Source organism: Thermodesulfobacteriota bacterium (genome assembly GCA_040755095.1).
In the GTDB taxonomy this organism is placed as follows: Bacteria; Desulfobacterota; Desulfobulbia; order Desulfobulbales; family JBFMBH01; genus JBFMBH01.
The window spans coordinates 1-21,649 of sequence record JBFMBH010000064.1; the positions used below are offsets into that span (position 1 = coordinate 1).

At 68.5% G+C, this 21,649-nt stretch carries 17 protein-coding genes and 2 pseudogenes; 15 read left to right on the plus strand and 4 right to left on the minus strand.

Going from position 1 to position 21,649, the window contains the following annotated elements:
- The 3 genes and pseudogenes from AB1634_10750 to AB1634_10760 all read right to left on the minus strand — a co-directional run bounded on the left by AB1634_10750 (position 1) and on the right by AB1634_10760 (position 3,500).
- A pseudogene (locus AB1634_10750) lies at positions 1-114 on the minus strand (IS3 family transposase).
- Positions 115-652: 538 nt separating this feature from the next.
- Positions 653-2,509, minus strand: a pseudogene (locus tag AB1634_10755) (S8 family peptidase).
- A gap of 13 nt (positions 2,510-2,522) precedes the next feature.
- Positions 2,523-3,500: an ATP-binding protein gene (locus AB1634_10760; GenBank protein MEW6219999.1), complete on the minus strand. Its 978-nt coding sequence runs from the start codon at positions 3,498-3,500 to the stop codon at positions 2,523-2,525.
- A gap of 432 nt (positions 3,501-3,932) precedes the next feature.
- Here AB1634_10760 and AB1634_10765 point away from each other — a divergent pair, with 432 nt between their 5' ends.
- The gene (locus tag AB1634_10765; protein MEW6220000.1) at positions 3,933-4,424 is read left to right on the plus strand and encodes a DUF4143 domain-containing protein; all 492 of its coding nucleotides are present in this window, start codon (positions 3,933-3,935) and stop codon (positions 4,422-4,424) included.
- 194 nt (positions 4,425-4,618) lie between these two features.
- Here the strand turns inward: AB1634_10765 and AB1634_10770 are convergent, their stop codons facing one another.
- Positions 4,619-5,902, minus strand: a complete 1,284-nt coding sequence (locus AB1634_10770) for an ATP-binding protein (GenBank protein ID MEW6220001.1) — start codon at positions 5,900-5,902, stop codon at positions 4,619-4,621.
- 175 nt (positions 5,903-6,077) lie between these two features.
- Here AB1634_10770 and AB1634_10775 point away from each other — a divergent pair, with 175 nt between their 5' ends.
- The 14 genes from AB1634_10775 to AB1634_10840 all read left to right on the plus strand — a co-directional run bounded on the left by AB1634_10775 (position 6,078) and on the right by AB1634_10840 (position 21,569).
- Complete coding sequence (locus tag AB1634_10775) at positions 6,078-7,841, plus strand: ATP-dependent DNA helicase RecQ (GenBank protein MEW6220002.1); 1,764 nt, start codon at positions 6,078-6,080, stop codon at positions 7,839-7,841.
- 105 nt (positions 7,842-7,946) lie between these two features.
- Complete coding sequence (locus AB1634_10780; protein ID MEW6220003.1) at positions 7,947-9,335, plus strand: sigma-54 dependent transcriptional regulator; 1,389 nt, start codon at positions 7,947-7,949, stop codon at positions 9,333-9,335.
- Positions 9,336-9,738: 403 nt separating this feature from the next.
- Positions 9,739-11,769: a tetratricopeptide repeat protein gene (locus AB1634_10785; protein ID MEW6220004.1), complete on the plus strand. Its 2,031-nt coding sequence runs from the start codon at positions 9,739-9,741 to the stop codon at positions 11,767-11,769.
- Entirely contained in the window at positions 11,756-12,892 is a 1,137-nt protein-coding gene (locus tag AB1634_10790) for an ATP-binding protein (protein MEW6220005.1), read from the plus strand. Before AB1634_10785 ends, AB1634_10790 begins: the two co-directional genes overlap by 14 nt.
- A complete protein-coding gene (locus tag AB1634_10795; GenBank protein MEW6220006.1) occupies positions 12,885-14,267 on the plus strand; it encodes a sigma-54 dependent transcriptional regulator in 1,383 nt (460 codons plus the stop codon). The genes AB1634_10790 and AB1634_10795 overlap by 8 nt, the downstream gene beginning before the upstream one ends.
- A 223-nt stretch (positions 14,268-14,490) precedes the next feature.
- Positions 14,491-14,877, plus strand: coding sequence for a flagellar basal body rod protein FlgB (gene flgB / locus AB1634_10800; GenBank protein ID MEW6220007.1), 387 nt, complete (start codon positions 14,491-14,493; stop codon positions 14,875-14,877).
- A complete protein-coding gene (gene flgC / locus AB1634_10805) occupies positions 14,877-15,320 on the plus strand; it encodes a flagellar basal body rod protein FlgC (GenBank protein ID MEW6220008.1) in 444 nt (147 codons plus the stop codon). Before flgB ends, flgC begins: the two co-directional genes overlap by 1 nt.
- A gap of 11 nt (positions 15,321-15,331) precedes the next feature.
- A complete protein-coding gene (gene fliE / locus AB1634_10810; protein MEW6220009.1) occupies positions 15,332-15,637 on the plus strand; it encodes a flagellar hook-basal body complex protein FliE in 306 nt (101 codons plus the stop codon).
- 35 nt (positions 15,638-15,672) lie between these two features.
- Positions 15,673-17,271 carry a flagellar basal-body MS-ring/collar protein FliF gene (gene fliF / locus AB1634_10815; GenBank protein ID MEW6220010.1) on the plus strand — a complete coding sequence of 533 codons (1,599 nt, stop codon included), beginning with the start codon at positions 15,673-15,675 and terminating at the stop codon, positions 17,269-17,271.
- Positions 17,272-17,299: 28 nt separating this feature from the next.
- A complete protein-coding gene (fliG, locus tag AB1634_10820) occupies positions 17,300-18,313 on the plus strand; it encodes a flagellar motor switch protein FliG (protein MEW6220011.1) in 1,014 nt (337 codons plus the stop codon).
- Positions 18,306-19,049, plus strand: a complete 744-nt coding sequence (locus AB1634_10825; GenBank protein ID MEW6220012.1) for a FliH/SctL family protein — start codon at positions 18,306-18,308, stop codon at positions 19,047-19,049. Before fliG ends, AB1634_10825 begins: the two co-directional genes overlap by 8 nt.
- A 147-nt stretch (positions 19,050-19,196) precedes the next feature.
- A complete protein-coding gene (locus AB1634_10830) occupies positions 19,197-20,507 on the plus strand; it encodes a FliI/YscN family ATPase (protein ID MEW6220013.1) in 1,311 nt (436 codons plus the stop codon).
- 13 nt (positions 20,508-20,520) lie between these two features.
- A complete protein-coding gene (gene fliJ / locus AB1634_10835) occupies positions 20,521-20,979 on the plus strand; it encodes a flagellar export protein FliJ (GenBank protein ID MEW6220014.1) in 459 nt (152 codons plus the stop codon).
- Positions 20,976-21,569 (plus strand): hypothetical protein, encoded by a 594-nt coding sequence (locus AB1634_10840; protein MEW6220015.1) that lies wholly within the window; start codon positions 20,976-20,978, stop codon positions 21,567-21,569. Before fliJ ends, AB1634_10840 begins: the two co-directional genes overlap by 4 nt.
- Positions 21,570-21,649 lie beyond the last annotated feature (80 nt).

Here is a 21,649-nt window from a genome sequence, read left to right on the forward strand (position 1 = left end):
GCGCTGGATCTGTTTGCGGTTGACCTCGAACCCGAGCCCCCTCAGGTACCGAACCATGCGCCGGCTCCCGTAAAACGGCCGGCGGGTGTACTCCTCGTCGATCAGCGCCAGAAGCCGCAGCTCCCTCGGCGATCGCTCCCCGGGACGCCAAGTCGGCTGCCGACCCCTGCCAGATGTCCGTATGCAGGGATCCGACAACTCGGCTGTCGGTGCCGAAAAACCACTCGCCAGAATCTGACTCGCTGGTCGGCCGCCGTTCCTCTTCGGCCAACGCCTTGTCGTTGATCCTCTTCCTAAACTCGTCCCTCGATTCGCTCCGGCGGCGCACGTCGAACCTGAGGCTGTGGGACGCGTAGCTGTACCGCCGGACCCAACCGCGAGCGCCCGGATTGGGCTCGATGAAGTAGGACAGGGTAACTCGGAGCCTGACATCCGCCGCGCCCAGGTCCAACAACGCCTCGGTCGGCCAAGGGAGTTGGTGGAGATGCATCTCGCGCATCCTCCCCTGGGTGTCGTAGGGGGAGATCACGTCCTGCACGATCAGGGTCAGGGAGTCCTTCGCGCTTCGGGTAGCGCGTCCAAGGTCGGGCACGCCCATTCCGTAACGACGCTGCAACAGGACGCGGTCCCTCTTGGTCCGCGCCTTCTCGAACTGCTGACGCATGGCAGGGGTCCACTCCGCCGAGTGCACAATGAGCGCCCGGAGCGTTTCCGGCCAGAGTCCCGGGTATTCGGCCAGAATCGAGGCTCCCATGCCAGCGACTTGAGCCGTCGCGGCACTGGTCATGCCGGAGACGGTCAGGAGTCGCGTGCTGCCACGAAGGGGGGCTCGTGTTGTCAGGAGTTGCAGGGAGTCCGGCGTATCGAAGTCGGTGCCGGCGGGGGATTGCGCGATGTTTCCACCCTCCAGCACCAAGTCAGGCTTGATGGGCCACGCCCTGGCAAAGGTCACGGAGGTGCGGCTGTGGGGCGACAGCTCGCCTCGGGGCGCCACGGCCGTCCAGCCCGTGAAATCCGGATCGCCGTCAATCGTGTCCAGCTCCGTGTATGCCCCGACCGTGATCGCATTCCAGGCCTGGCCAGGGTCTTCCACCGGGGAAAGGTCGCTCCTGGCAAGATGGTCCGTCTCGAACTGATCGACATTGCCCGCTGCGAGTAGAAAGAGTCGGTGCGCGTTCTCATCGGCATCGAGAAAGGTCACCCGTGAGGCGCTGGCGTCGATACTGAGACCGGCCGCCAGGGCGTCCACCGCCGCTGACCAGGAAGACGGCTGGCCAAGCACAGGCCCAAGGGTGCGGTCCCGAGGCTCCAGCTCAGAGTCTGCTGAGATGGCCATCGAAAAAACCCTGCGGCGATTTGGGGCAGCGATCTCCACCAGGCTCGCGCAGGTGGCCGTGAGCGCACCGTAGCTGTCAGCCGTGTTCACCCGTGGCGGTGGCGGAAGGATCTTTGTCGATTCGAGCCGGTGGCGTAAGCGAATCGGCTCGCTGGACAGGAATGCGGCTCCCAGGTCCCCGTAGAGAGCGAGCCCAGCCATCTCTGTCCCGTGCCCGTGATGATCGTCCTTCTTCCAACCCGGGTCACAGGCGTGGCAGTCGGCCGGCGCAAGGGAGTGGGTGAGGAGGGGATGCGGTTGGTGTGCGCCTGTATCGATGATACAGGCGGTTGGGGCGTTGGCCCGTGCCGGCGTGGTCCTGGCAGCCAAGTCTGCCACCCACTGCGCCTGTTCAGCTGCGGGCTCTGCCGCAAGGACGGTCGCCGGCTCCCTGGGCTGTCGAATTTCAGCAAGGTGGTCGAGAACGTCAAGGGCCTGCGCCAGCTGTTCTGGGCTTGCCTCGATGAGGGCCACCGTGCGGTTCGCAAACTCCAGAATCCTGGGTCCAAGACGGGCGCCCACCCCGGCGGCGAACTCCCCGAGCCTCGCGATCTCCTGGCCGTCACCGCGGCGGAGCCACACCTCCCACCAGACGACACCGGACCCCGCCGGAAAGGTGTCTGGATGGTCGGTCCACAGCTCTCGCAGGGAGGAAAGCCCGATACGCCGGATGCTGTCCACGAGTTGCCGATGCCGCGGTTTTTCGAGGCCGGCCGTCTCGACATACGCATGCAGGCGCGTGAGAAAGTGGCCGAGCGTGCCGTCGGGGATGTAGACCGTCGCCTTCTCGATGACTCGACCGTCCTCCTGGGCGGGGTGGACAGAGAGCAGTTCCGGGTGCCGCTTTCCCCGAAGCGGATCGAGTGACTCAAGGGCCAGGCCCAGGTCGGGGAAACTCTCGAAGGTGACGTAGATTCCTGCGCTGCGCGCCGGAATCTCCACGGCACTTTCGGCACGGCGTGCCAAGGCGGCGGCGCTGGCGGCCTCCAGCTCTGAAGACAATCGGCCGCCATGCGTCCGCCTGTCGGTTGGGCCAGGATGGGTGCGACCTTCGATCTTCCGTGGCGGTGGCCTGAAGGGCTCGGACTGAGCTCCGTACGGAACGAAGATGTGGGGGCGATCTCTGAGTGCCATGCTGCGGGGGGGGTTAAGCGTGCGTGCCGGTGTGCCGTTCCTTGAGCGCCGCCACCAGGGCCGCGGTGGTGACCTCGTTCTGGTCGGAGAGGATGGCGTCCTTGGCGGCGCGCTCGGCGGCGAGGGTGACTTCGGCGTGGCTCAGCTGCTCGGCCGCGTCTTCGACCTGTCCCCAGGCGATCTCCCCGAGACCGATGTTCGCGAGCCGGTTGCGGATGACGTCCCGCACGACCTCCTTGGTGGGCAGCGGGTATTCCACGACTGCGTCAAAGCGACGGAACATCGCCCGGTCGAGGAGTCGGGGGTGGTTGGTGGCAGCGACGAGGACGCTTTCCGAATCGTCCTGCTCCAGGAACTGGAGAAAGGAGTTGAGCACCCGGCGAATCTCACCGACATCGTTGGCCCTGGCACGTTCGCCGGCCAGGGCGTCCACCTCGTCGAAGAAGTACACGCCGCGGGTCTGGGCCAGGGCATCGAAGACGAGCCGCAGCTTGGCAGCCGTTTCTCCCATGTACTTGGTGATCAACCCGTCGAGCCTGATGGTGAAGAGCGGCAGGTGCAGCTCACCGGCGAGAGCCCCTGCGGACAGGGTCTTGCCGGTACCGGGAGGGCCGAGGAGGAGAAGCTTGCGGAGGGGCCGGAAGCCACTTTCCCGCAGGCGGTCCTGCTGCCGTTGCTCCAGAAGTACCCGTACCAGCTGCTCGCGGACCCTGGACTCCAGGACCAGATCGGCCATTCTCGTCGCCGGGTAACCAGCCGACAACAGGCCGGCCAGCTCCCCGCGAGGCTGGGTAACCGGTACTGGTCGGGTCGGACGTCGGGTTTGCGCCTGCTGCGCCGAGTCGATGACATCCCGGAGCTCCTGGGCGAAACGGTTCTGGCCACTTCGAGCGGCTCCTGCAGCCACCTGCAAGGCGATGGAGTAGAACCGCGAGTCATCGCCTTCCGCGTGGCTTCTTATGAGCGCTTTCACCTGTTCAGCGGTCGCCATGGGGCCTCACCTCCGGGGGATCATGCGCTACTCTATAATCGGTCAGATACCCCTCCGTCACCCACGTTCTGGATAAACCCGACATGTTGCCGCGCGGCCGGCGGTCAGGCCGCGAAGTCCTCTTCCTGGTCTCGTGGCCGGCGTCCTGGATCAGCCCCCAGATCCGGGCTGCAGTGCGGTCCACCTCCGGCCGCGGGCATCGTTGAGACCCGGCATCCTCGCGCGGTGGCGCGGCTGGCAGCTTCTCAGTTGACAGCGGGATGAGGTTACCAGATTTCAACCGGTGGCCCAAGACCTATGGACCCGCGGCAGTGCGGGGCCGGCGGCATTGCTCTCCCGCATGGCCCGGCACCGGCGGCGTAACCGTTCACCAGCTACCCTGGTGAACGGTTACATCTCAAGTCACTGGGCCACAAGGCTCCGAAGTCCGCGGTGGCGGATTACCTGGAATGGTTCGAGGACGCCTATTTCCTGTTCACCGTGCGCCTGTTCGACCCGTCCCTCGCCCGCAGCAACACCAATCCGAAGAAGGTCTACTGCATCGATCACGCACTGGTCACCTCGGTATCGTCCGGAATCCTGGTCAACTCCGGCCATCTCCTGGAGAACCTCGTGTTCACCGCCCTTCGACGCCTGTACCAGGAAATCTGCTATTACAGGACCAGGGCCGGCCGGGAGGTCGATTTTGTTGTCCCCCGGCGCGGCCGGCCACCGCTGCTGGTCCAGGTGTGCCAGTCTCTTCGCGAACCGCAGACGCGGAAACGGGAAACCGCGGCCTTGATCGAGGCAATGGCCGAGCTGGGCCTCACCGCTGGCACCATCGTGACCCGAAACGAGGACGAGCGGATCGAGGCCGGTGGCGGGACCATCGAAGTGGTCCCGGCATGGCGGTTCCTGCTCGAGCTGCCGGAATCGACGGAATAGCCTCTCCTGATCTCTTGCGTGAGGCTGGGTCCACTCATGATATTGAAGAAATGTATGGCAACGGAACAGGCACAGATTTGGCGCAAGACTTGGATTGCAAAAACAGCGGCGGACGCAGGTCTGAAAGGAATGCCGTTGAGTTGCATCGCGGTGCTTGCAGGCAAACGGTGGCCGGACCACCCCAGCCGGTCGCCTCACACCCCGGCAAAGAGCAGCCAGTCCGGCACGGCCCAGATGCCAGGCCGGAGCTGCCGCATCTCCTTGCCCGGGTAGATGACGAGCCCGATGCCGGCCTCCTCGGGGTGCTCCCGCATGAACTGCTCCACCGAGCGGGCGTCGGCGGCGGTCACCGTGGCGCCGGCCTTCACCTCCATGGGCAGAAGGCGGCCGCCACCGGCCAGAAGGACATCCACCTCCATGCCGGCGCTGGTACGGTAGAAGCAGATCTCGGGCGGCAGTGGGAAACGGATCGTCGCCTTGCGCAGCTCGCCCAGAACCCAGGTTTCATAGGCGGCGCCGGCGGTGAGGGCCATATCCCCCAGGATGGCGCGGCACAGGCCGGTGTCGTTCCAGTAGAGCTTCGGCGTCTTCACCAGCCGCTTGCCCACATTCCGGAAGAAGGGCGGCAGCAGGGTGCATTGGAAGGTCATGGCCAGCAGGTCCAGGTAGCGTTTGACCGTGTTCGCCGCCAGGCCCAGGTCCCGCGCCAGGTCGCTGACAGCGAGGAGCTGGGCCGTGCGAGCAGCGAGAAGCTTCTGGGCCCGGGCAAAGGTGACGAGGTTGGCCACTTGGCCCACGTCGGCGAGGTCCCGCTCCAGGTAGGTTGCCCGGTAGTTGCGCAGCCAGCGCAGGCAGTCTGCCGGATCCTCCCGCTGCCAGACCGGGGGGTAGCCACCGAGCTCCCGGTGGCGGTCCCGGATAGCCAGCAGCTGGCGCCGGCGGTCCGGCGCCAGGCGGGCGCTCCGAAAGGCCCATTCCTTAAGGTCAGCTTCGCCGGCCCAGAGGGCGGTCAGAAGTGGCTTTTCGGGACTGCCGGCTACCTCGGCCAGCGAGAAGGGGTCGAGATTGAAGAGCGCCACCCGGCCAGCCAGGGTTTCCCGGACGCCCTTCATGAGCAGGACCTGGGAGGAGCCGGTCAGCAGGAAGGTCGGCCCCCCGGGTTTGGCGGCCAGTTGGCGGCGGTCGACCACCAGCTTGAGGGGCTCGAAGAGGGCAGGCATCTTCTGCACCTCGTCCAAGACCACCAGGGGGGCGGTGAAGCCCTCCAGGAGCGCCACGCCGTGCTCCCCAAACCGGTGGCGCTCGTCCGGATCGTCGAAGGAGACATAGGCGAAGGGCTGTTCCAGAAAGGCCGGCAGCTGGACGGCTGCCAGTGTGGTCTTGCCGGTTTGGCGGGCGCCGGTCAGCACCAGCACCGGCTCGCGGCCCTGGCTAGCCCGGACAAGGTCGGGCAGGATGGTGCGAGGCAGGGGCGGCATGGCTAAAAAATTATCAGCGACACTGCAAAATTACAAGGTAAATTGGCAGTGCCGCTGACCGAGCCCGGCGCGCCGCGGTCCGGCGGCAGGCCGCGGGGGCCGGGCTGGGCAAAGGGCCGGCCATGGCGTAGAGTGGGGCCTGCGCCGCCGCAGCGGCACTGCCAGGGAGCCTGCCATGAGTCAAGCCGAGCCTGCCGCCGTCGCCGGGAAGATCGAGGATCTCCTGGCCCTGTTCCACCAGGGGATCAGCACCGCCGCCAGCCGGGCGCGGATCGTGGCCGGGCTGGAGGAGCTGCGCCAGGTCTATCGCGCCGAGCCGGCCGCCTTCCGCGAGCAGGACGTGGCGGTGCTCAGGGAGATCAGTGCCGCCCTGGCGGCGGCGCCACCACTTTCGCCGGCTTTGCCGCGGCCGGATCCCCGGCAGGTGCTGGCAGAGGTCTTCGGCCATCCCTCCTTCCGGCCCGGCCAGGAGGAGATCATCGACACCGTCCTGGCGGGCCGGGACTGCGTGGGCATCATGCCCACCGGCGCCGGCAAGTCTCTGACCTACCAGCTGCCGGCCAGGATCCTCGGCGGCCTCACCCTGGTGGTCTCGCCACTCATCTCCCTCATGAAGGATCAGGTGGACGCGGCCCAGGCGCAAGGCATCCGGGCCACCTTCCTCAACTCCACCCTGGAGCCGGAGGAGCGGCGGCAGCGGCTGCGGGATCTGGTGGCCGGCCGCTACGAGCTGCTCTATGCCGCGCCGGAGGGCATCGAGGCCTCGGTGGGCTGGGCCCTGGAGCGGCTGTCTTTGTCCCTGGTGGCGGTGGATGAGGCCCACTGCATCAGCCAGTGGGGCCACGACTTCCGGCCCGCCTACCGCAATCTCTCCGGCCTCAAATCCCGCTTCCGGGTGCCGATTCTGGCGCTGACCGCCACCGCCACCCGCCAAGTCACAAAGGATATCATCGAGCAGCTGGGCATGGAGGCCCCGGCCGAGATCCGGGGCTCCTTCTTCCGGCCCAACCTCCTGGTCTGCGCCTACAAGAAGGGCGAGCAGGCCGACGGCTCGGTGCGGGATCAGATCCGCCGCCTGGTCGGGTCCCGGCCCGGGAAAAGCGGCATCGTCTACTGCCAGTCCCGGAAGGCGGTGGAGGCCACGGCCCAGCATCTGGCCGAGCACGGCTGCCGGGCCGCTGCCTACCACGCCGGTCTGCCGCCCGAGGTCCGCACCCGGGTTCAGGATGATTTCCGGGCCGGCGCTATCGACGTGGTGGTGGCCACCATCGCCTTTGGCATGGGGATCGACAAGCCGGACGTGCGCTACGTCGTGCACCGGGATATGCCCCGGTCCGTGGAGGGCTACTACCAGGAGATCGGCCGCGCCGGCCGGGATGGCCTGCCCAGCCACTGCATCCTCTTCTACTCCTGGGCCGATGTCATGATCCTGGACCGGTTTGCCGGCGAGGCCTCGGAAGGGGAACGGGAGCGGCAACGGGCCCAGGTGCGGGAGATGTACCGCCTGGCCGACGGCCGCGGCTGCCGCCACCAGCGGCTGGTCGGCTATTTCGGCGAAGCGATCCGGCCCTGCCAGGCCTCCTGCGACCGCTGTCAGGATCTTGACCCCTTGCACGAGGCCCGCGAGGCCGTCCGGCAGCGGGCCCAGGAGCAGGCCGCCAGCCGCCGCCGCCCCCATGCCGCTGCCGGGCCGGCTTCTCCTGCCGCCCCCCTGGCCGGAGAGGATGGCGCGCTCTTCGACCGCCTCAAGGCCCTGCGGCGGGAGCTGGCGGAGGAGCATGGGGTTCCCGCCTACGTCGTCTTCCCGGATCGCACCCTCCACGAGCTGGCCAGTCGCCGGCCCCAGAGCCCGGAGGCCTTCCTGGCCATCCACGGCGTCGGTCCCCGCAAGTGGGAGCTGTTTGGCCCTCCCTTCCTCCGGCTCCTGCAGGAGCGGTAGCGCCGAAAATATGCCATCTCCTGCTGGAGATTGGGGCGGCAATGTCGTAAGATTTGACATCTGTTGTCCGTCCCCCTTTCGCCCAGTCTTTCTGACAGGTGAGCCATGGAAGCGGTGCGCGTCATCCTGCTGGACAACGGCCAGGATCCCGGTCCGGATCTGGCCATCACCCTCGGCGCGGCAGGGATACCGGCGGTGCGGCTGGAGGATCCGGTGCAGGCAGCGGAGATCCTGCGGGAGGGCGGCTTCGGTGCCCTGGTCGTCAATCTGCGAGCGTGTCCGGAATGGCCGGAGCTTTTCGAGCAGCTGCGGGTGCTGGAGCTGGCGGTGCCGGCCCTGGCCGTGGCCGACAAGGGCACGGTGGCCGAGGCGGTGACCGTGCTGCGGCGCGGCGGCACCGACTATCTGGAGCGGCCGGTGAGTCCGGAGCGGCTGTCTGCCGCGTTGTCCGCCGTCCAGGCCAGCCAGGCCACCCGACCCTGCCCGCGGCCCCAGGCGGACTCGGACCTGGAGCAGGGCTTCGCCAACATCCTGGGCACCAGCGAGGCCATCCGCAAGGTCTTCGCTCTCATCCGCAAGGTTTCCGATTCCGACACCACGGTGCTGGTGGAGGGCGAGAGCGGCACCGGCAAGGAGCTCATCGCCCGGGCCCTCCATTCCGAAGGGGGGCGGCGGACCGGTCCCTTCGTGCCGGTGAACTGCGGGGCCATCCCCTCGGAGCTCCTGGAAAGCGAGCTCTTCGGTCATGAGAAGGGCGCCTTCACCCATGCCATCCGCACCCGCATCGGCCGCTTCGAGCTGGCGGACAGCGGCACCATCTTCCTGGACGAGATCGCCGAGATGAGCCCGCTCCTCCAGGTCAAGATCCTGCGCGTCCTCCAGGACCGGCGCTTCGAGCGCATCGGCGGCACCCGCACCATCCGCTCCGATTTCCGGGTGATCGCGGCCACCAACCGCAACCTGGAGGCGGAGGTGCGGGCTGGCCGCTTCCGGGAGGATCTCTACTACCGGTTGAACGTCATCCCCATCCCGGTGCCGCCCTTGCGGGAGCGCCTCTCCGACCTGCCCCTCCTGGTCAATGCCTTCATCGAGCGCTTCAACCGCACCAAGCGCAAGACCATCGACGGCGTCGACGGCGAGGTCATGGGTCACCTCCTGCGCTATCCCTGGCCGGGCAATGTCCGGGAGCTGGAGAACGTGGTCGAGCGGATGGTCATCCTGGCGGCCGACGACCGGCTGACCGTCCAGGACCTGCCGGAGCGGATCCTTCTGGCCGGCGACAGCCGGGCACGCACCATCGATGCCATTCCCGCCGAGGGCTTTTCCCTGAACGACGAGGTGGCCTCCTTCGAGCGGCGCCTCATCATCCAGGCCCTCAACCAGAGCGGCTGGGTGAAGAACCGGGCCGCCAAGCTCCTGACCATCAACCGGACCACCCTGCTGGAGAAGATCAAGAAGCACAACCTGTCCGGAAAGAGGGTCGCCGGCGGTTGAGCCGGGCCGCTGTCCGGGTGTCGGAATTCCGACAGACCTCCGGCTCCGGCCGGCGGCGAAAGCCGCCAGCCGGGGGGCCTGGGCGGGGGCGGCCTGCTGGAACGTTTGTTGCTAGCCAGCTTCGGTAACGAGGTGTGCCGTCGGCGTCGAAAGGGATCCTGGTGGGGCCGGACAGCCGAGCCCCCACCCCAGCCCTCCCCCGCTGGGGGAGGGAGCGCAAGGCATCCCGACACGCTACGTCTCCTCCCCCCAGCGGGGGGAGGGTGGGAGGGGGGCTGAACGGCTGCCCCGATGGAGCATCGATGCCGGCTCCTGTAGTCGCACAGAGCGACGGCGACGGAAGGATGAGCCAGGAAGGTTGCGGGGGGCATGGCCGGTCATGATTTTCGGCTGGTGGGTACGTTTGGCGGGCCTCCTCGTGGTGGTGACCCTGGTCGCCGGCACCTGGGGAAAGGCGGGGGGGGAGCTGCCGGCCTCCGGAACCCTGGGGCCGGAGAAGCTCTGGGCCCAGGCTACGGCGGCCCTGGAGGAGCAGGACCCGGACTCCGCGGTCCGGCACTGGCTGACCCTCTACCAGCGCTATCCGGCCACCCCGCTGGCGCCGGAGGCCTTGTGGCGGGCGGCGAGTCTCAGCCATCAGCGGACCGAGCAGGGGCTGGCTACCGACTGGGCGCCGGTGCGGGAGCTCATGCGCACCTTTGTCGTCGACTATCCGGATTCGCCGCACGCGCCGGCCGCCTACTACGCCATCGCCCGGGCCAATTACGAGATGGGGCTGACCCGGGATGCGCTGGCCTATTTCACACTGGTGGTGCGTAAATTCCCCTCCGATCCCATCACCGCCCACAGCCTGTGGTGGCGGGCCCGGGTGCTGCTGGCGGTGCACCGGATGGACGAGGCCCGGGAGGCCTACCAGGAGCTGAGCCGGAGCGACGACCCCACCCAGGCCGCCCTGGGCCAGGCCGGGCTTGGCCACCTGGCCTTTGCCGAAGCGGACTATGCCGGGGCCATCAGCCGCTACGAGCAGGTGTTGGCCAGCCAGCCCGGTCTTTATCGCCAGGACCAGGATATCCTCCGGGGCCTGGGCCTGGCCCACGCCCGCACCGGCAACGGCCGCCACGCCAGGAAGCTGCTCTTCCACGCCCTCAACCTGGAGGACCGGCCGGCGGTGGCGGCCGAGATCCTTTCCACCCTGGGTGAGCTGGCCCTGGCCGATGGCGACGTGGCCGGCAGCCGCGGCCTGTTCTCCCGGGCCGCGGCCATCGGGCCGCCGGATTCCCGGGTGGTGGCGGCCAGCCGGGTGCGGCTGGCCCTCCTGCAGGACGACCCGGCCCTGGCCGGTGCCGGGAGCGACCCGTTCTTCCGCCGGGATGACTCGGCGGAGGGCGATCTGGTCTACGATACCTTCCTGGCCACCTACCAGAGTGATCCCCTGGCCCAGGCCGCCCGCTATGGACTCATGCACCGCTATGCCCGGCGCCATGACAGTGATGGCGCCCTGGATATGGGCCGCGCCTTCTTGCGCCATGGCGCCGCAAGCCCGGAGCAGGCAGCGGCAGCGGTCCGGATCATCGGCGAGGTGCTGGTGGCCAGAATGGAGGCCATGCTGGCAGCCAAGGATTTCCAGGGGGTGCATGACCTCTACCAGGCCGAGCGGGAGCACATCCACGCCTATCCCGAGGGCCGCCTCCTTTTCCTGGCTGGCCAGGCCTGCCAGGCCCTCACCCTGTATGGCCTGGCCAGTGACCTCTACTTCGAGGCCCTGGCCCTGCCCCTGTCCGACGCCGATCTGACGGATCTCTACCTGCGGCGGGCCGAGGTCTATCTGGCCACGGGTGAGCTGGAGGCGGCCCGCATCCTTCTGACCTATCTGCCCGAGGTCTACCAGGGTCGGCCGGAGCTGGCGGAGATCTTTCGCCTGAGCGGCATCCTGGAGGAGCGCGCCGGCACCGCTGACCGGGCCCTGCGCTACTACGATCTGGCGGCCAACGCCCCGGCGGCGCCCCGGGAGCAGGCCGCCATGGTGGCCGGCCACGTGGGCCTCCTGCTGTCCACCGGTGCTCTGCCGGAGGCCCGGCAGGCCCTGGACCAGTACCGGCAGGAGGGGGCCCTGGACGAAGCGGCGGTTCGCGACTGGTACGGCCGGCTGGCCGGGGCGCTCTTTGCCGCCGCCAACTGGGCCGCGGCCCGGGATGCCTACCAGGTGGCGCTGGCCGCGCCCGGCCCCGAGGACGAGACCGCAGCCGGCATGCAGCTCCGGCTGGGGGACGCCCTGGTCAAGCTCGACGAGCGGCCGGAGGCCCGCCGGCTCTTCGAGAAGGTCGCGAACGGCCCGCCATCCCTGTGGCAGAAGCTGGCCCGGGTGCGCCTCGGCAGCCTGGACATCGACGAAACCCTGGCCACCATGGGACCCCAGCTCCGTGGCCGCCGCTAGCCGCCGTCCGGGACCGCCTCGCCCCGGCCTGCGCTTCGACACCGCAGGCGAGGTGCGGGATTTCTTTTTTGCCGTGCTGGAGGGCCTGCCCCATGCCATCATCCTGGCCGATCCCCAGGGCCGGGTTCTGGTGGCCAATGGCCGGGCCCGGACGCTCTTGGCGGACGACATCCTGGACCGTTCCTGCTGGGAGCTGCTGGCCAGCCGGCTGGGGGTGCGGCCGGAAGCCCTGGCGCCGCTTGCGGCCGGGGCCGGAGCGCTCACCGTCAGCCTGGATGCCCCCGCCGCCGGCGGCCGCCGTCATCTCGCCATCTCCCGCCATGACCTCAAGAGCCCCTTCTGGCGGGTGGCCGGCTTCTGTCTGGTGCTGGACGACGTGACCCTCTCCTGGCTGGCCGGCATCCAGGCGGACCGGGAGCGGCGGTTGGCGGCCATGGCCGAGATGGCCGGGGCCATTGCCCAGGATCTCAAGAACCCCCTGGGCAGCCTGGCCCTCTATGCCTCCCTGCTGCGGCGGGAGCTGGCGGCGGATCCCGATCTGGCGCCGCTGGTGGACCGCATGCAGCAGGCCTTGCGGAGCATGGATCGGCTGTGCGACACCTACCAGGCGGCCGCCAGCCTGCCGGAGCTGCGGCCAACCGCGGTGCCGGTGGCGGACTGGCTGGCCGAGGCGGCGGCGGAGCTGGCGGCGGTCACCGCCAGCCGGCCAGTGGCGGTGAGCCTGGAGCTGGGCCACACCACCCCCCTCATCCTGGCCGACCGGGAGCTCTTAAGCCAGCTGGCCCTGAACCTGCTCCTGAACGCGGTGCAGGCCATGCCGGCGGGCGGCCGGATTCAGATCGCCAGCCGCACTCTGCCCGGAGGTCCCCGGGGGGCGTCCTGGCTGGAGGTCGCTTTCCGGGACAGCGGCCACGGCATTGCCCCCGAGCACCTGGGCCGGATCTTCGATCCCTTCTTCACCACCCGGAAGAAGGCCGCCGGGCTGGGGCTGGCCCTGGTGCACCGGATCGTCGAGGCCCACCAGGGGCTCATCGAGGTGGACAGCTCCCCGGCCGGCAGCACCTTCCGCATCCTGCTGCCGGCCCCCAACCCTATGACCGCTTCCTTCGAACAGCATGGCTGAGCGCAGTCACAAGATCCTGGTCATCGACGACGAGCAGCATATGCGGCTCGCCCTCCTGGAGGCCTTGCGCCGGGGAGGGTACGACGTCCTGCTGGCCGAGGACGGCCGTTTTGCCCTGGAGATGGTGGCCCGGGAGCGGCCGGATCTGGTGATCTCCGACATCCGGATGCCGGAGATGGACGGCCTGGAGCTCCTGGCCCGGATCCGCGAGACGGATGCCAGCCTGCCGGTGGTGATGATCACCGGCTACGGCACCGTGGAGACCGCGGTCCAGGCCATGAAGCTGGGGGCAGCGGACTACATCATGAAGCCCTTCCCGGTGGAGGTGATCGAAGAGACGGTGGCCCGGGTGCTGGCCCGGCTGGAAGGGCCGGCAGCGGCGACCGCCGCGGTGCGCCGCCGCGGCGAGCGGGGCGGGCCGCGGCCGATCATCGGCCGCAGCGAGCCGCTCCTTAGGGTCCTGGAGCGGGCCCAGACCGTGGCCTCCAGCAAGGCCACGGTGCTCATCCTGGGCGAGAGCGGCACCGGCAAGGAGCTGGTGGCCCGGCTGATCCACGAGGCCAGCGACCGCCGCCACGGCCCCTTCGTGGCTGTCAACTGCGCGGCCCTGCCGGAGAGCCTTCTGGAGAGCGAGCTGTTCGGCCACGAGAAGGGGGCCTTTACCGGTGCGGCGGTTACCCGGAAAGGCCGCTTCGAGCTGGCCGATGGCGGCACCCTGCTCCTGGACGAGATCGGCGAGATCGCCCTGCCGTTGCAGGCCAAGCTCCTGCGGGTGCTCCAGGAAGAGGAGGTGGACCGGCTGGGGGGGCGCAGCCCCATCCCCATCGACGTCCATGTGGTGGCCACCACCAACCGGGACCTGGCCAAGGCGGTGCAGGAGGGCACCTTCCGCCAGGATCTCTACTACCGCCTGAGCGTCATCCCCCTGACCATGCCTGCCTTGCGGGAGCGGCCGGACGATGTTCCCTTGTTGGCCGAGCACTTCCTGCGCCGGTTCGCCGAGCGCTATGGCAAAGACGTCCGGGCATTGAGCCCCGGCGCCCTGGATCGGCTGCGGCGGGCCCCTTGGCCCGGCAACGTCCGGGAGCTGGAAAACCTCCTGGAGCGGGCGGTGCTCCTGGCCCGGGGCGAGGTGCTGACCCCGGCCGACCTCTGGGACGAGCCGGCGCCGCCCCCCGGCCCGGTGCCCGCCGCCTCCCCGCCGCCTCCCGCCGCCGGGTCCACCAACCTGTGGGAGGCAGAGCGTCAAATGATCCTACAGGCCCTCCGGGAGACCGACGACAATCGGACACACGCCGCCAAGCTCCTGGGCATCTCCATCCGCACCCTCCGGAACAAGCTCCACGAATACCGGGAAAAAGGCCTGCTGGAGTAAGGCTGCCACAGGAGGCCCCCGCCGCCCGGCGTCTTTGGCATACTGCTTGCTAACGCTCTGGTGTAGCCGGCAAGACCTGCCGGTCTGGCCGGGACGACCGGCTGCCGTCCCATAGCTCCCATGATTCCCATAATTCCCATTGAGCTCATGGGACCTATAGGACCTATAGGACTTATGGACCCATTGGACCCATACCACCTCTCCCAGAGGCCAGGAGGCTGCCATGCCGATCCGTTCCCTGTTCGGTGGATCCCTTGCCCTGACCAGGCACGCCCTGGACCTGCGCCTGGAGCGGCAGGGGCTCATTCAATCGAATATTGCCAACCTGGAGACCCCGGGCTACCAGGCGCAGGACCTCCCCTTTGCCCGGATCATGGCCAGCATTACGGCCGGCCAGCGGCCGCTCAATACCACCCATCCCCGGCACCTGGAGGTGGATCCGGCCACTGCCGCCATGCGGCTGGAGCCGGCGGCCATGAAGGGGCCGGTGGATCTGGACGAGGAGATGGTGAAGCTGGCCGAGAACAACCTCATGTACCAGACGGCGGCCCGGATCATGGCCAAGAAGTATGAAGGGATCCGCTTTGCCATCGACGAAGGAGGCAAGTGATGGACTTTCTCACCGCCATGGAGATCGCGAAGAGCGGCCTGACCGCGGAAAGGGCCCGGCTCAACATCACGGCGATGAACATCGCCAATGCCAACACCACCCGCACCATGGAGGGTGGGCCCTACCGGGCCAAGTCGGTGGTCTTCCGGGCCACCCCCCTGGCCGAGCCGGTACCGGCCTTCGGTGAGGTGCTGGACACCGCCCGCGGCCGGCTGCGCAAGGTGGAGGTGACCGAGGTGCTGGAGGACGAGACCGCCTTCAAGGAGGTGTTCGATCCTGGCCATCCGGACGCCGACGAGAACGGCATCGTCCGCTTTCCCAACGTGGAGGTGGCCGAGCAGATGGTGGACATGATCTCGGCGCAGCGGGCCTACGACGCCAACGTCACCGCCCTGGACAGCGTCAAAGCCATGGCGCTCCGGGCCCTGGATATCAGCCGGTAAAGGAGGATGGTATGGCCGATCCTATTATGCCGGGCGTGGGCAATCTGGGGCTGCCCGGCCCCGGCAGTCAGTCACGGGTGAGTCAGGGGGCAGCGGGCAGTCCCTTCGAGCAGATCCTTCGCCAGTCGGTGGCCGCCGTGCAGGAGAAGAGTGACCAGGCGGAGGCGGCGGTGGGGGATCTCGTCTCCGGGCAGACCGGCACCATCCACGAGACGATGATCGCCATGGAAGAGGCGAGCATCACCTTCCGGCTCTTGACCAAGGTCCAGGGCAAGGTGGTCTCCGCTTACCAGGAGATCATGCGGCTGCCGCTGTGATTCCTGTTTCTTCTTCTTTGTGAGGTTGGCCCCCCATGGCGACACCACGGGAGATCGCATCCCAGTTCGGCCAGACCGTGGCTGGACTGACCGTGCCCCAGAAGATCACCGGCGCCATCATCCTCGCCATCACCATCGGCGGGCTGGTGGCCATCATCATGAGCGGCACCCGGACCGAGTACAAGGTGCTGTTCTCCGGGCTTTCCCAGGACGACGCCGCCGGGGTGATCGCCCGCCTCAAAGAGCAGCGGATCGAGTACCAGCTGGCTGCCGAGGGCTCCACCATCCTGGTGCCGGCGGCCCAGGTCTACGAGACCCGGCTCAACCTGGCCGGGGAAGGGCTGCCCCGGGGCGGCGGCGTCGGCTTCGAGATCTTCGACCAGACCAGCATGGGCACCACGGACTTCGTCCAGCGCCTCCAGTACCAGCGCGCCCTGGAGGGGGAGCTGGCCCGTACCATCCGCCAGTTCCAGGCGGTGGAAACAGCGCGGGTGCACATCGCCACCCCCAAGGAGTCGCTGTTCGTGGAGGAGGAGCGGCCGCCCACCGCCTCGGTGAGCCTCAAGCTCCGGGGCGGCAGCCGGCTGGAGAAGGCCCAGATCCAGAGCATCGTCCACCTGGTGGCCTCGGCAGTGCCGGGCATGACCCCGGATGGCGTCACCCTGGTGGACACCAACGGCCGGCTCCTCTTCCAGAAGGAGGAGGACGCCGAGACCGCCGGCACCTCCACCAGCCAGATCGAATACCAGACCCGCATCGAGCAGGTCCTGCGCAAGAAGGTGGAGGACATGCTCGAAGGGGTGGTGGGGCCGAACAAGGTGGTGGCCCGGGTGACTGCCGAGGTCGATTTCTCCCGCCGCAGCGTCACCGAGGAGAATTTCGATCCGGAAAGCCAGGCGGTCCGCTCCGAGCAGCTGCTGACCGAACGTACCCTGGGGGAGGGCGAGCCGGCGGCCGGCATTCCCGGCGTCAAGGGCAGCCTGGCCACCACCACGGCGGAGGCGGACAGCGGTGCGGTGGCCGGCCGCACGTATTTCCGCAACAACGTCACCCGCAACTACGAGATCAGCCGCATCACCCGGCAGATCCTGGGCCCCACCGGCAGCATCAGCCGGCTGTCCGTGGCGGTGATGGTGGACGGCACCTACCGCACCGCCGAGGAGGATGGCAAGCCGGTGACCCGCTACGAGGCCCGGGCCAGCGACGAGATGAAACGGTTTGAAAGCCTGGTCAAGAACGCGATAGGATATAATGAGGAGCGGGGGGACCAGGTGGAGGTGGTCAACCTGCCCTTTGCCTCTATGGAGAAGGCCGCGCCCACCCCGGTGGAGGTGGCCGTCGGTCTCGGAGAGCGCTTTGCCATGCCGGTCGCTGCGGTCCTCATCGCTGCCCTGTTCATCCTCTTCGTGATCCGTCCCTTCCTGCGGGTCCTCCTGGCCAAGGCGCCGGCTCCCCGGCCGGTGCCGGTCGAGGTGCCGCCGGCGCCACCGGTCTCGGCCGAGGTGGAGGAGGGGCCGGCCCTGCCCAAGGCGCGTCCCCTCACCGACAAGGAGCGTATGCACCGTCTGGCCCAGACCGATCCGGATCGGGCTGCCGATCTGGTCCGCAAGTGGCTCCGGGAAGAATACCAGTAGGATTCACCCTGCCTGAGGTTGCTTGACCATGCCCAAGAAGGAAGCCAGCGGCCTTTCCGGTCCGGAGAAGGCCGCCATCTTTTTGCTCACCTTGGGGGAGGATTTCGCCACCGAGGTGTTCAAGCGTCTGGATGACGACGAGATCAAGACCGTTGGCCGGCAGATGGCCAAGATGGAGCAGGTGAAGAAGGAGGACATCTCGGCCCTGCTCTCCGAGTTCCGGATGGAGGATGGCGACCACGACATCTATCTGTCCGGGGACGATCTCCTGGAGACCGCCCTCAAGAAGGCCCGGGATGGGGAGCGGGCCGGCGCCATCCTGGACGAGATCCGCTCCGACTGGAAGCTGACCCTGTTCCAGAAGGCCCGCAAGCTGGAGTCCAAGGTGCTCGTCAACTTCCTCAGGAACGAGCATCCCCAGACCGTAGCCCTGGTGATGGCGGTCCTCGACCATGCCCAGGCGGCCTCCATCCTGGCCGAGCTGCCGGAGAACCTCCAGGTGGAGGTGGTGATGCGGCTGGCGGAGCTGGACAAGGTCAGCCCCGAGATCCTGGTGGAGGTGGACCGGGTGCTCCAGGACGAGCTGCTGTCCGTGGAGGGGGTGGAGGGTCAGACCCTGGGCGGGGTGGCGGCGGTGGCCGAGATCCTGAACAACGCCGACCGCGCCCTGGAGGCCAGCATCCTGGAGGGGGTGGAGGAGCAGCGGGAGTCCCTGGCCGACGAGATCCGGCGGCTGATGTTCGTCTTCGATGACCTGGTCAACATCGACGACCGGGGCGTCATGGCCATCCTCAAGGAGGTCAGCACCGACGACCTCAAGCTGGCCCTGAAGACCGCGTCCGACGACCTCCGGGAGAAGATCTTCCGCAACATGTCGTCCCGGGCGGTGACCATGCTGAAAGAGGACATGGAGATCATGGGGCCGGTGCGGGTCCGGGACGTGGAAGCGGCCCAGCAGGCGATCCTCAAGGTGGCCAAGAGGCTCGAGTCCGAGGGCAAGATCCAGCTGATGGGCAAGGGCGGCGAAGAGGAATATGTCTAGCGTCATCAAGACCCGGCGCGAGGCGGCGCCGGCCGATCAGCCGGCGGATCTCCATGGCTGGGCTGCGGCCAGCGAGGCGGAGGATTTTCTGCCGTTCGATCAGTTCTGGCAGGAAGGGGTAGCCCAGAAGCCGGAGCAGGATCACGAGGCAGAGCTGGCCCGGCGCCGGGAGGAGGTCGATCGTCAGCTCCAGGCCATGCTGGCCAAGGCCCGGGAAGAGGGGGCCCGCCTGGAGCGGGATGGCTACGAGAAGGGCTACGCCCAGGGCGAGAAGGACGGGGTGGCCTTTGGCCGCAAGCAGTACGAGGTGGAGGTGCAAAGGCTCGAGAGGCTCCTGGCCCGGATCGATACCGACCGCCAGGAGCTGCACCGCCGCTACGAGGCGGATCTGGTCACCCTGGTGAAGACCCTGGTGGACCGGTTGGTCTTCCATGAGGTGGCGGCGAGCCCCCGGGTGATCGCCGCCTGTCTGGATGCGGCCCAGGCCTATGTGGTGGAGAACGCCGTGGTCCGGGTCCATCTGTCGCCGGAGGATTTTGCCCAGCTGCAGCAGGGCGGCCTCGATGCCAGCCAGCTTCTGGCCCGCACCCAGCGCGTGGACCTGGTGGAGGATCCGGCGGTCCTGGCCGGCGGCTGTCTTCTGGAAACCGATTTCGGCGACGTGGACGCCACCCTGGAGAGCCGCCGGGACAAGCTGTTTGCCCTGGTGGACGGGCTGCTGGCCGCTGGGCGGTGATCACAGTTGCAGGGGCAGCCCCCCGTGGCTGCCCCTACATCCCGGTGTATGGTCGCGATGGCATGGCGGGACGAACATCCCGGTACATGGTCGCGGTGGCATGACGGGATGAGCATCCCGGAATGCGAGTGCCATGAGGAAGACCGCATGCTGGATTTCGCCCGCTTGACCCAGGAGGTCGCGAAGGCCCGGCTGGTCACGGCCCAGGGTCGGGTGCGGCAGGTGATCGGCATGGTCATCGAGAGCCAGGGGCCGGGCATTGCGGTCGGCTCCCTGTGCGAGGTGACCGCCGGCCGGGGCCGGGCGCCGATCCTGGCCGAGGTGGTGGGCTTTCGGCACGGCTCGGTGCTGCTCATGCCTCTGGGCGAGATGCGGGGGGTGGAGCCGGGCAGCCTTGTGCGGCTGGTGGCGGAGCAGGCCCTGGCGCCGGTCGGCAAGAGCCTCCTGGGCCGGGTCATGGATGGCCTGGGCCAGCCCCTGGATGACGGCGGCCCCCTGGTGGTGGACGACTGGCGGCCCCTCTATGCCGAGCCCCAGAACCCCATGGCCCGGGAGCGGATCAAGGAGCCGGTGGATGTGGGGGTGCGGGTCCTGAACGGCCTTCTGACCCTGGGCAAGGGCCAGCGGATCGGCATCATGGCCGGCTCCGGGGTGGGCAAGAGCACCCTTCTCGGCATGATCGCTCGCCACACCGCAGCCGATGTCAGCGTCATCGCCCTCATCGGCGAGCGGGGCCGGGAGCTCAGAGAGTTCATCGAGCGGGACCTGGGCAAGGCGGGCCTGGCCCGCAGTGTGGTGGTGGTGGCCACCTCGGACCAGCCGCCGCTGGTGCGCCTCAGGGGGGCGTATCTCGCCACCGCCATCGCCGAGCTCTTCCGGGACCAGGGCCGGGACGTCATCCTGATGATGGACTCGGTGACCCGCTTTGCCATGTCCAGCCGGGAGGTGGGGCTGGCCATCGGCGAGCCGCCCACCGCCCGGGGCTACACCCCGTCGGTGTTCGCCCAGCTGCCCCGGCTCCTGGAACGGGCGGGCACCCGGCAGGGCAAGGGCAGCATCACCGGCATCTACACAGTGCTGGTGGAAGGGGACGACATGAACGAGCCCATCGCCGATGCCGTGCGCTCCATCGTCGACGGCCATGTGGTTCTCACCCGGGAGCTGGCCAGCCAGGGCCACTACCCGGCCATCGACGTCCTGGCCAGCGTCAGCCGCTGCATGAGCGACATTGTGCCCAAAAAGCAGCGGGAGTCGGCGATCCGCCTCCTGGACACCCTTGCCACCTACCGCCGCTCCGAGGACCTCATCAACATCGGCGCCTATGTCAAGGGCTCCAGCCAGCGGATCGACCAGGCCATCGCCATGATCGACAAGATCAACCGCTATCTGCGCCAGCCGGTGGAGGAACGGGTGACCTTCGCCGACGCGGTCACCAGCCTCGCCAAGCTGGTGGGTTGAAGGAGCCGATGCCATGGCCTTCCGTTTCCGCCTGGAGACCCTTCTTCGCTACCGCCAGGACCTGGAAGACGCCGCGGAGCGGGAGCTGGGCCGGCAGGCCCACATCCTGACCGGGCTCCAGGAGGAGCTGGCCGCCATTGGCCGCCGCCTGGCCACCCTGCGCCAGGAGCTGGAGATCCAGCAGGCCGAAGGGATGGCGGTGGTGCGGCTGCGGCTCTATCTGCACGGCATCAGCCATTTCGAGCGCCTGCGGGGCGAGCAGGAGACCCGCATCCAGGTGCAGGCCCACGCGGTGGACAAGGCCCGGGCCGATCTGGTGCGGCGGCGCCAGGAGCGCCAGATCGTGGAGAGGCTCCGGGAGCGGCAGGCGGAGCGGTACCTTCTGGAGGAGCGCCGGCACCAGGACCGGCAGGCGGATGCAATGGCGGTCCTGCGCTTCCGCCATGCCGGGCCAGGGGAGGTGAGCCCATGATGCGGCGAGACGCCTTCTTGGCATACCGCGCCGCTGGGCAGGGGGGCGTGGCACCCGGCCGCGGTCGTCGTCCCGGGCCCTGGCTGGCGGCCGGTCTGGCGCTTGCCTGCTGCCTCACCCTGGGCAGCGCCACCGGTACCGGCAGCGACACCCCGGCCGCCGATCCGGCGGCAGCCGGCGTGCAGGCCGCCCGCAGCCTGGAGGAGCGGGAGCGGGCTCTGGCGGACCGGGAGGCGGCGCTGGCCGAGCGGGAGCGGCAGCTGGCCAGCCTCCAGGAGGAGATCGACGGCAAGCTCGGGCAGCTCGCCACCCTGCAGGGGGAGATCCAGGCCCGGCTCGACGAGCTGTTCACGGTCCAGGACAGCCGCTTCCGCAACCTGATCAAGATCTACAGCGCCATGAGCCCGGCCAAGCTGGCGCCTATCCTGAGCGAGCTGCCCGATGACACGGTTGCCGAGATCTTCCTGGCCATGAAGACCGACCAGGTGGTCAAGGTCCTGCCCAGGCTGGAGAAGGCCAAGGCCGTGGCGGTGAGCAGGCTCCTCGGCCTCCTGGACCCGGCTCCGACCGAGGAGACAGCGCAGCCCTGACCGGCCGGAAAAAAATGCCGGACCGTTGAGTCTCCCCGGCAGTCCTTGCCTGTTCCTGACGGCGGCCCCGGGCACCTGGC

Bases quoted from the DNA above. Each gene is read 5' to 3' on its own strand.
- AB1634_10760 (MEW6219999.1), bottom strand. From the start codon at position 3,500: ATGGCGACCGCTGAACAGGTGAAAGCGCTCATAAGAAGCCACGCGGAA.
- AB1634_10770 (MEW6220001.1), bottom strand. From the start codon at position 5,902: ATGCCGCCCCTGCCTCGCACCATCCTGCCCGACCTTGTCCGGGCTAGC.
- AB1634_10775 (MEW6220002.1), top strand. From the start codon at position 6,078: ATGAGTCAAGCCGAGCCTGCCGCCGTCGCCGGGAAGATCGAGGATCTC.
- AB1634_10780 (MEW6220003.1), top strand. From the start codon at position 7,947: ATGGAAGCGGTGCGCGTCATCCTGCTGGACAACGGCCAGGATCCCGGT.
- AB1634_10795 (MEW6220006.1), top strand. From the start codon at position 12,885: ATGGCTGAGCGCAGTCACAAGATCCTGGTCATCGACGACGAGCAGCAT.
- flgB (MEW6220007.1), top strand. From the start codon at position 14,491: ATGCCGATCCGTTCCCTGTTCGGTGGATCCCTTGCCCTGACCAGGCAC.
- flgC (MEW6220008.1), top strand. From the start codon at position 14,877: ATGGACTTTCTCACCGCCATGGAGATCGCGAAGAGCGGCCTGACCGCG.
- fliE (MEW6220009.1), top strand. From the start codon at position 15,332: ATGGCCGATCCTATTATGCCGGGCGTGGGCAATCTGGGGCTGCCCGGC.
- fliF (MEW6220010.1), top strand. From the start codon at position 15,673: ATGGCGACACCACGGGAGATCGCATCCCAGTTCGGCCAGACCGTGGCT.
- fliG (MEW6220011.1), top strand. From the start codon at position 17,300: ATGCCCAAGAAGGAAGCCAGCGGCCTTTCCGGTCCGGAGAAGGCCGCC.
- AB1634_10825 (MEW6220012.1), top strand. From the start codon at position 18,306: ATGTCTAGCGTCATCAAGACCCGGCGCGAGGCGGCGCCGGCCGATCAG.
- AB1634_10830 (MEW6220013.1), top strand. From the start codon at position 19,197: ATGCTGGATTTCGCCCGCTTGACCCAGGAGGTCGCGAAGGCCCGGCTG.
- fliJ (MEW6220014.1), top strand. From the start codon at position 20,521: ATGGCCTTCCGTTTCCGCCTGGAGACCCTTCTTCGCTACCGCCAGGAC.
- AB1634_10840 (MEW6220015.1), top strand. From the start codon at position 20,976: ATGATGCGGCGAGACGCCTTCTTGGCATACCGCGCCGCTGGGCAGGGG.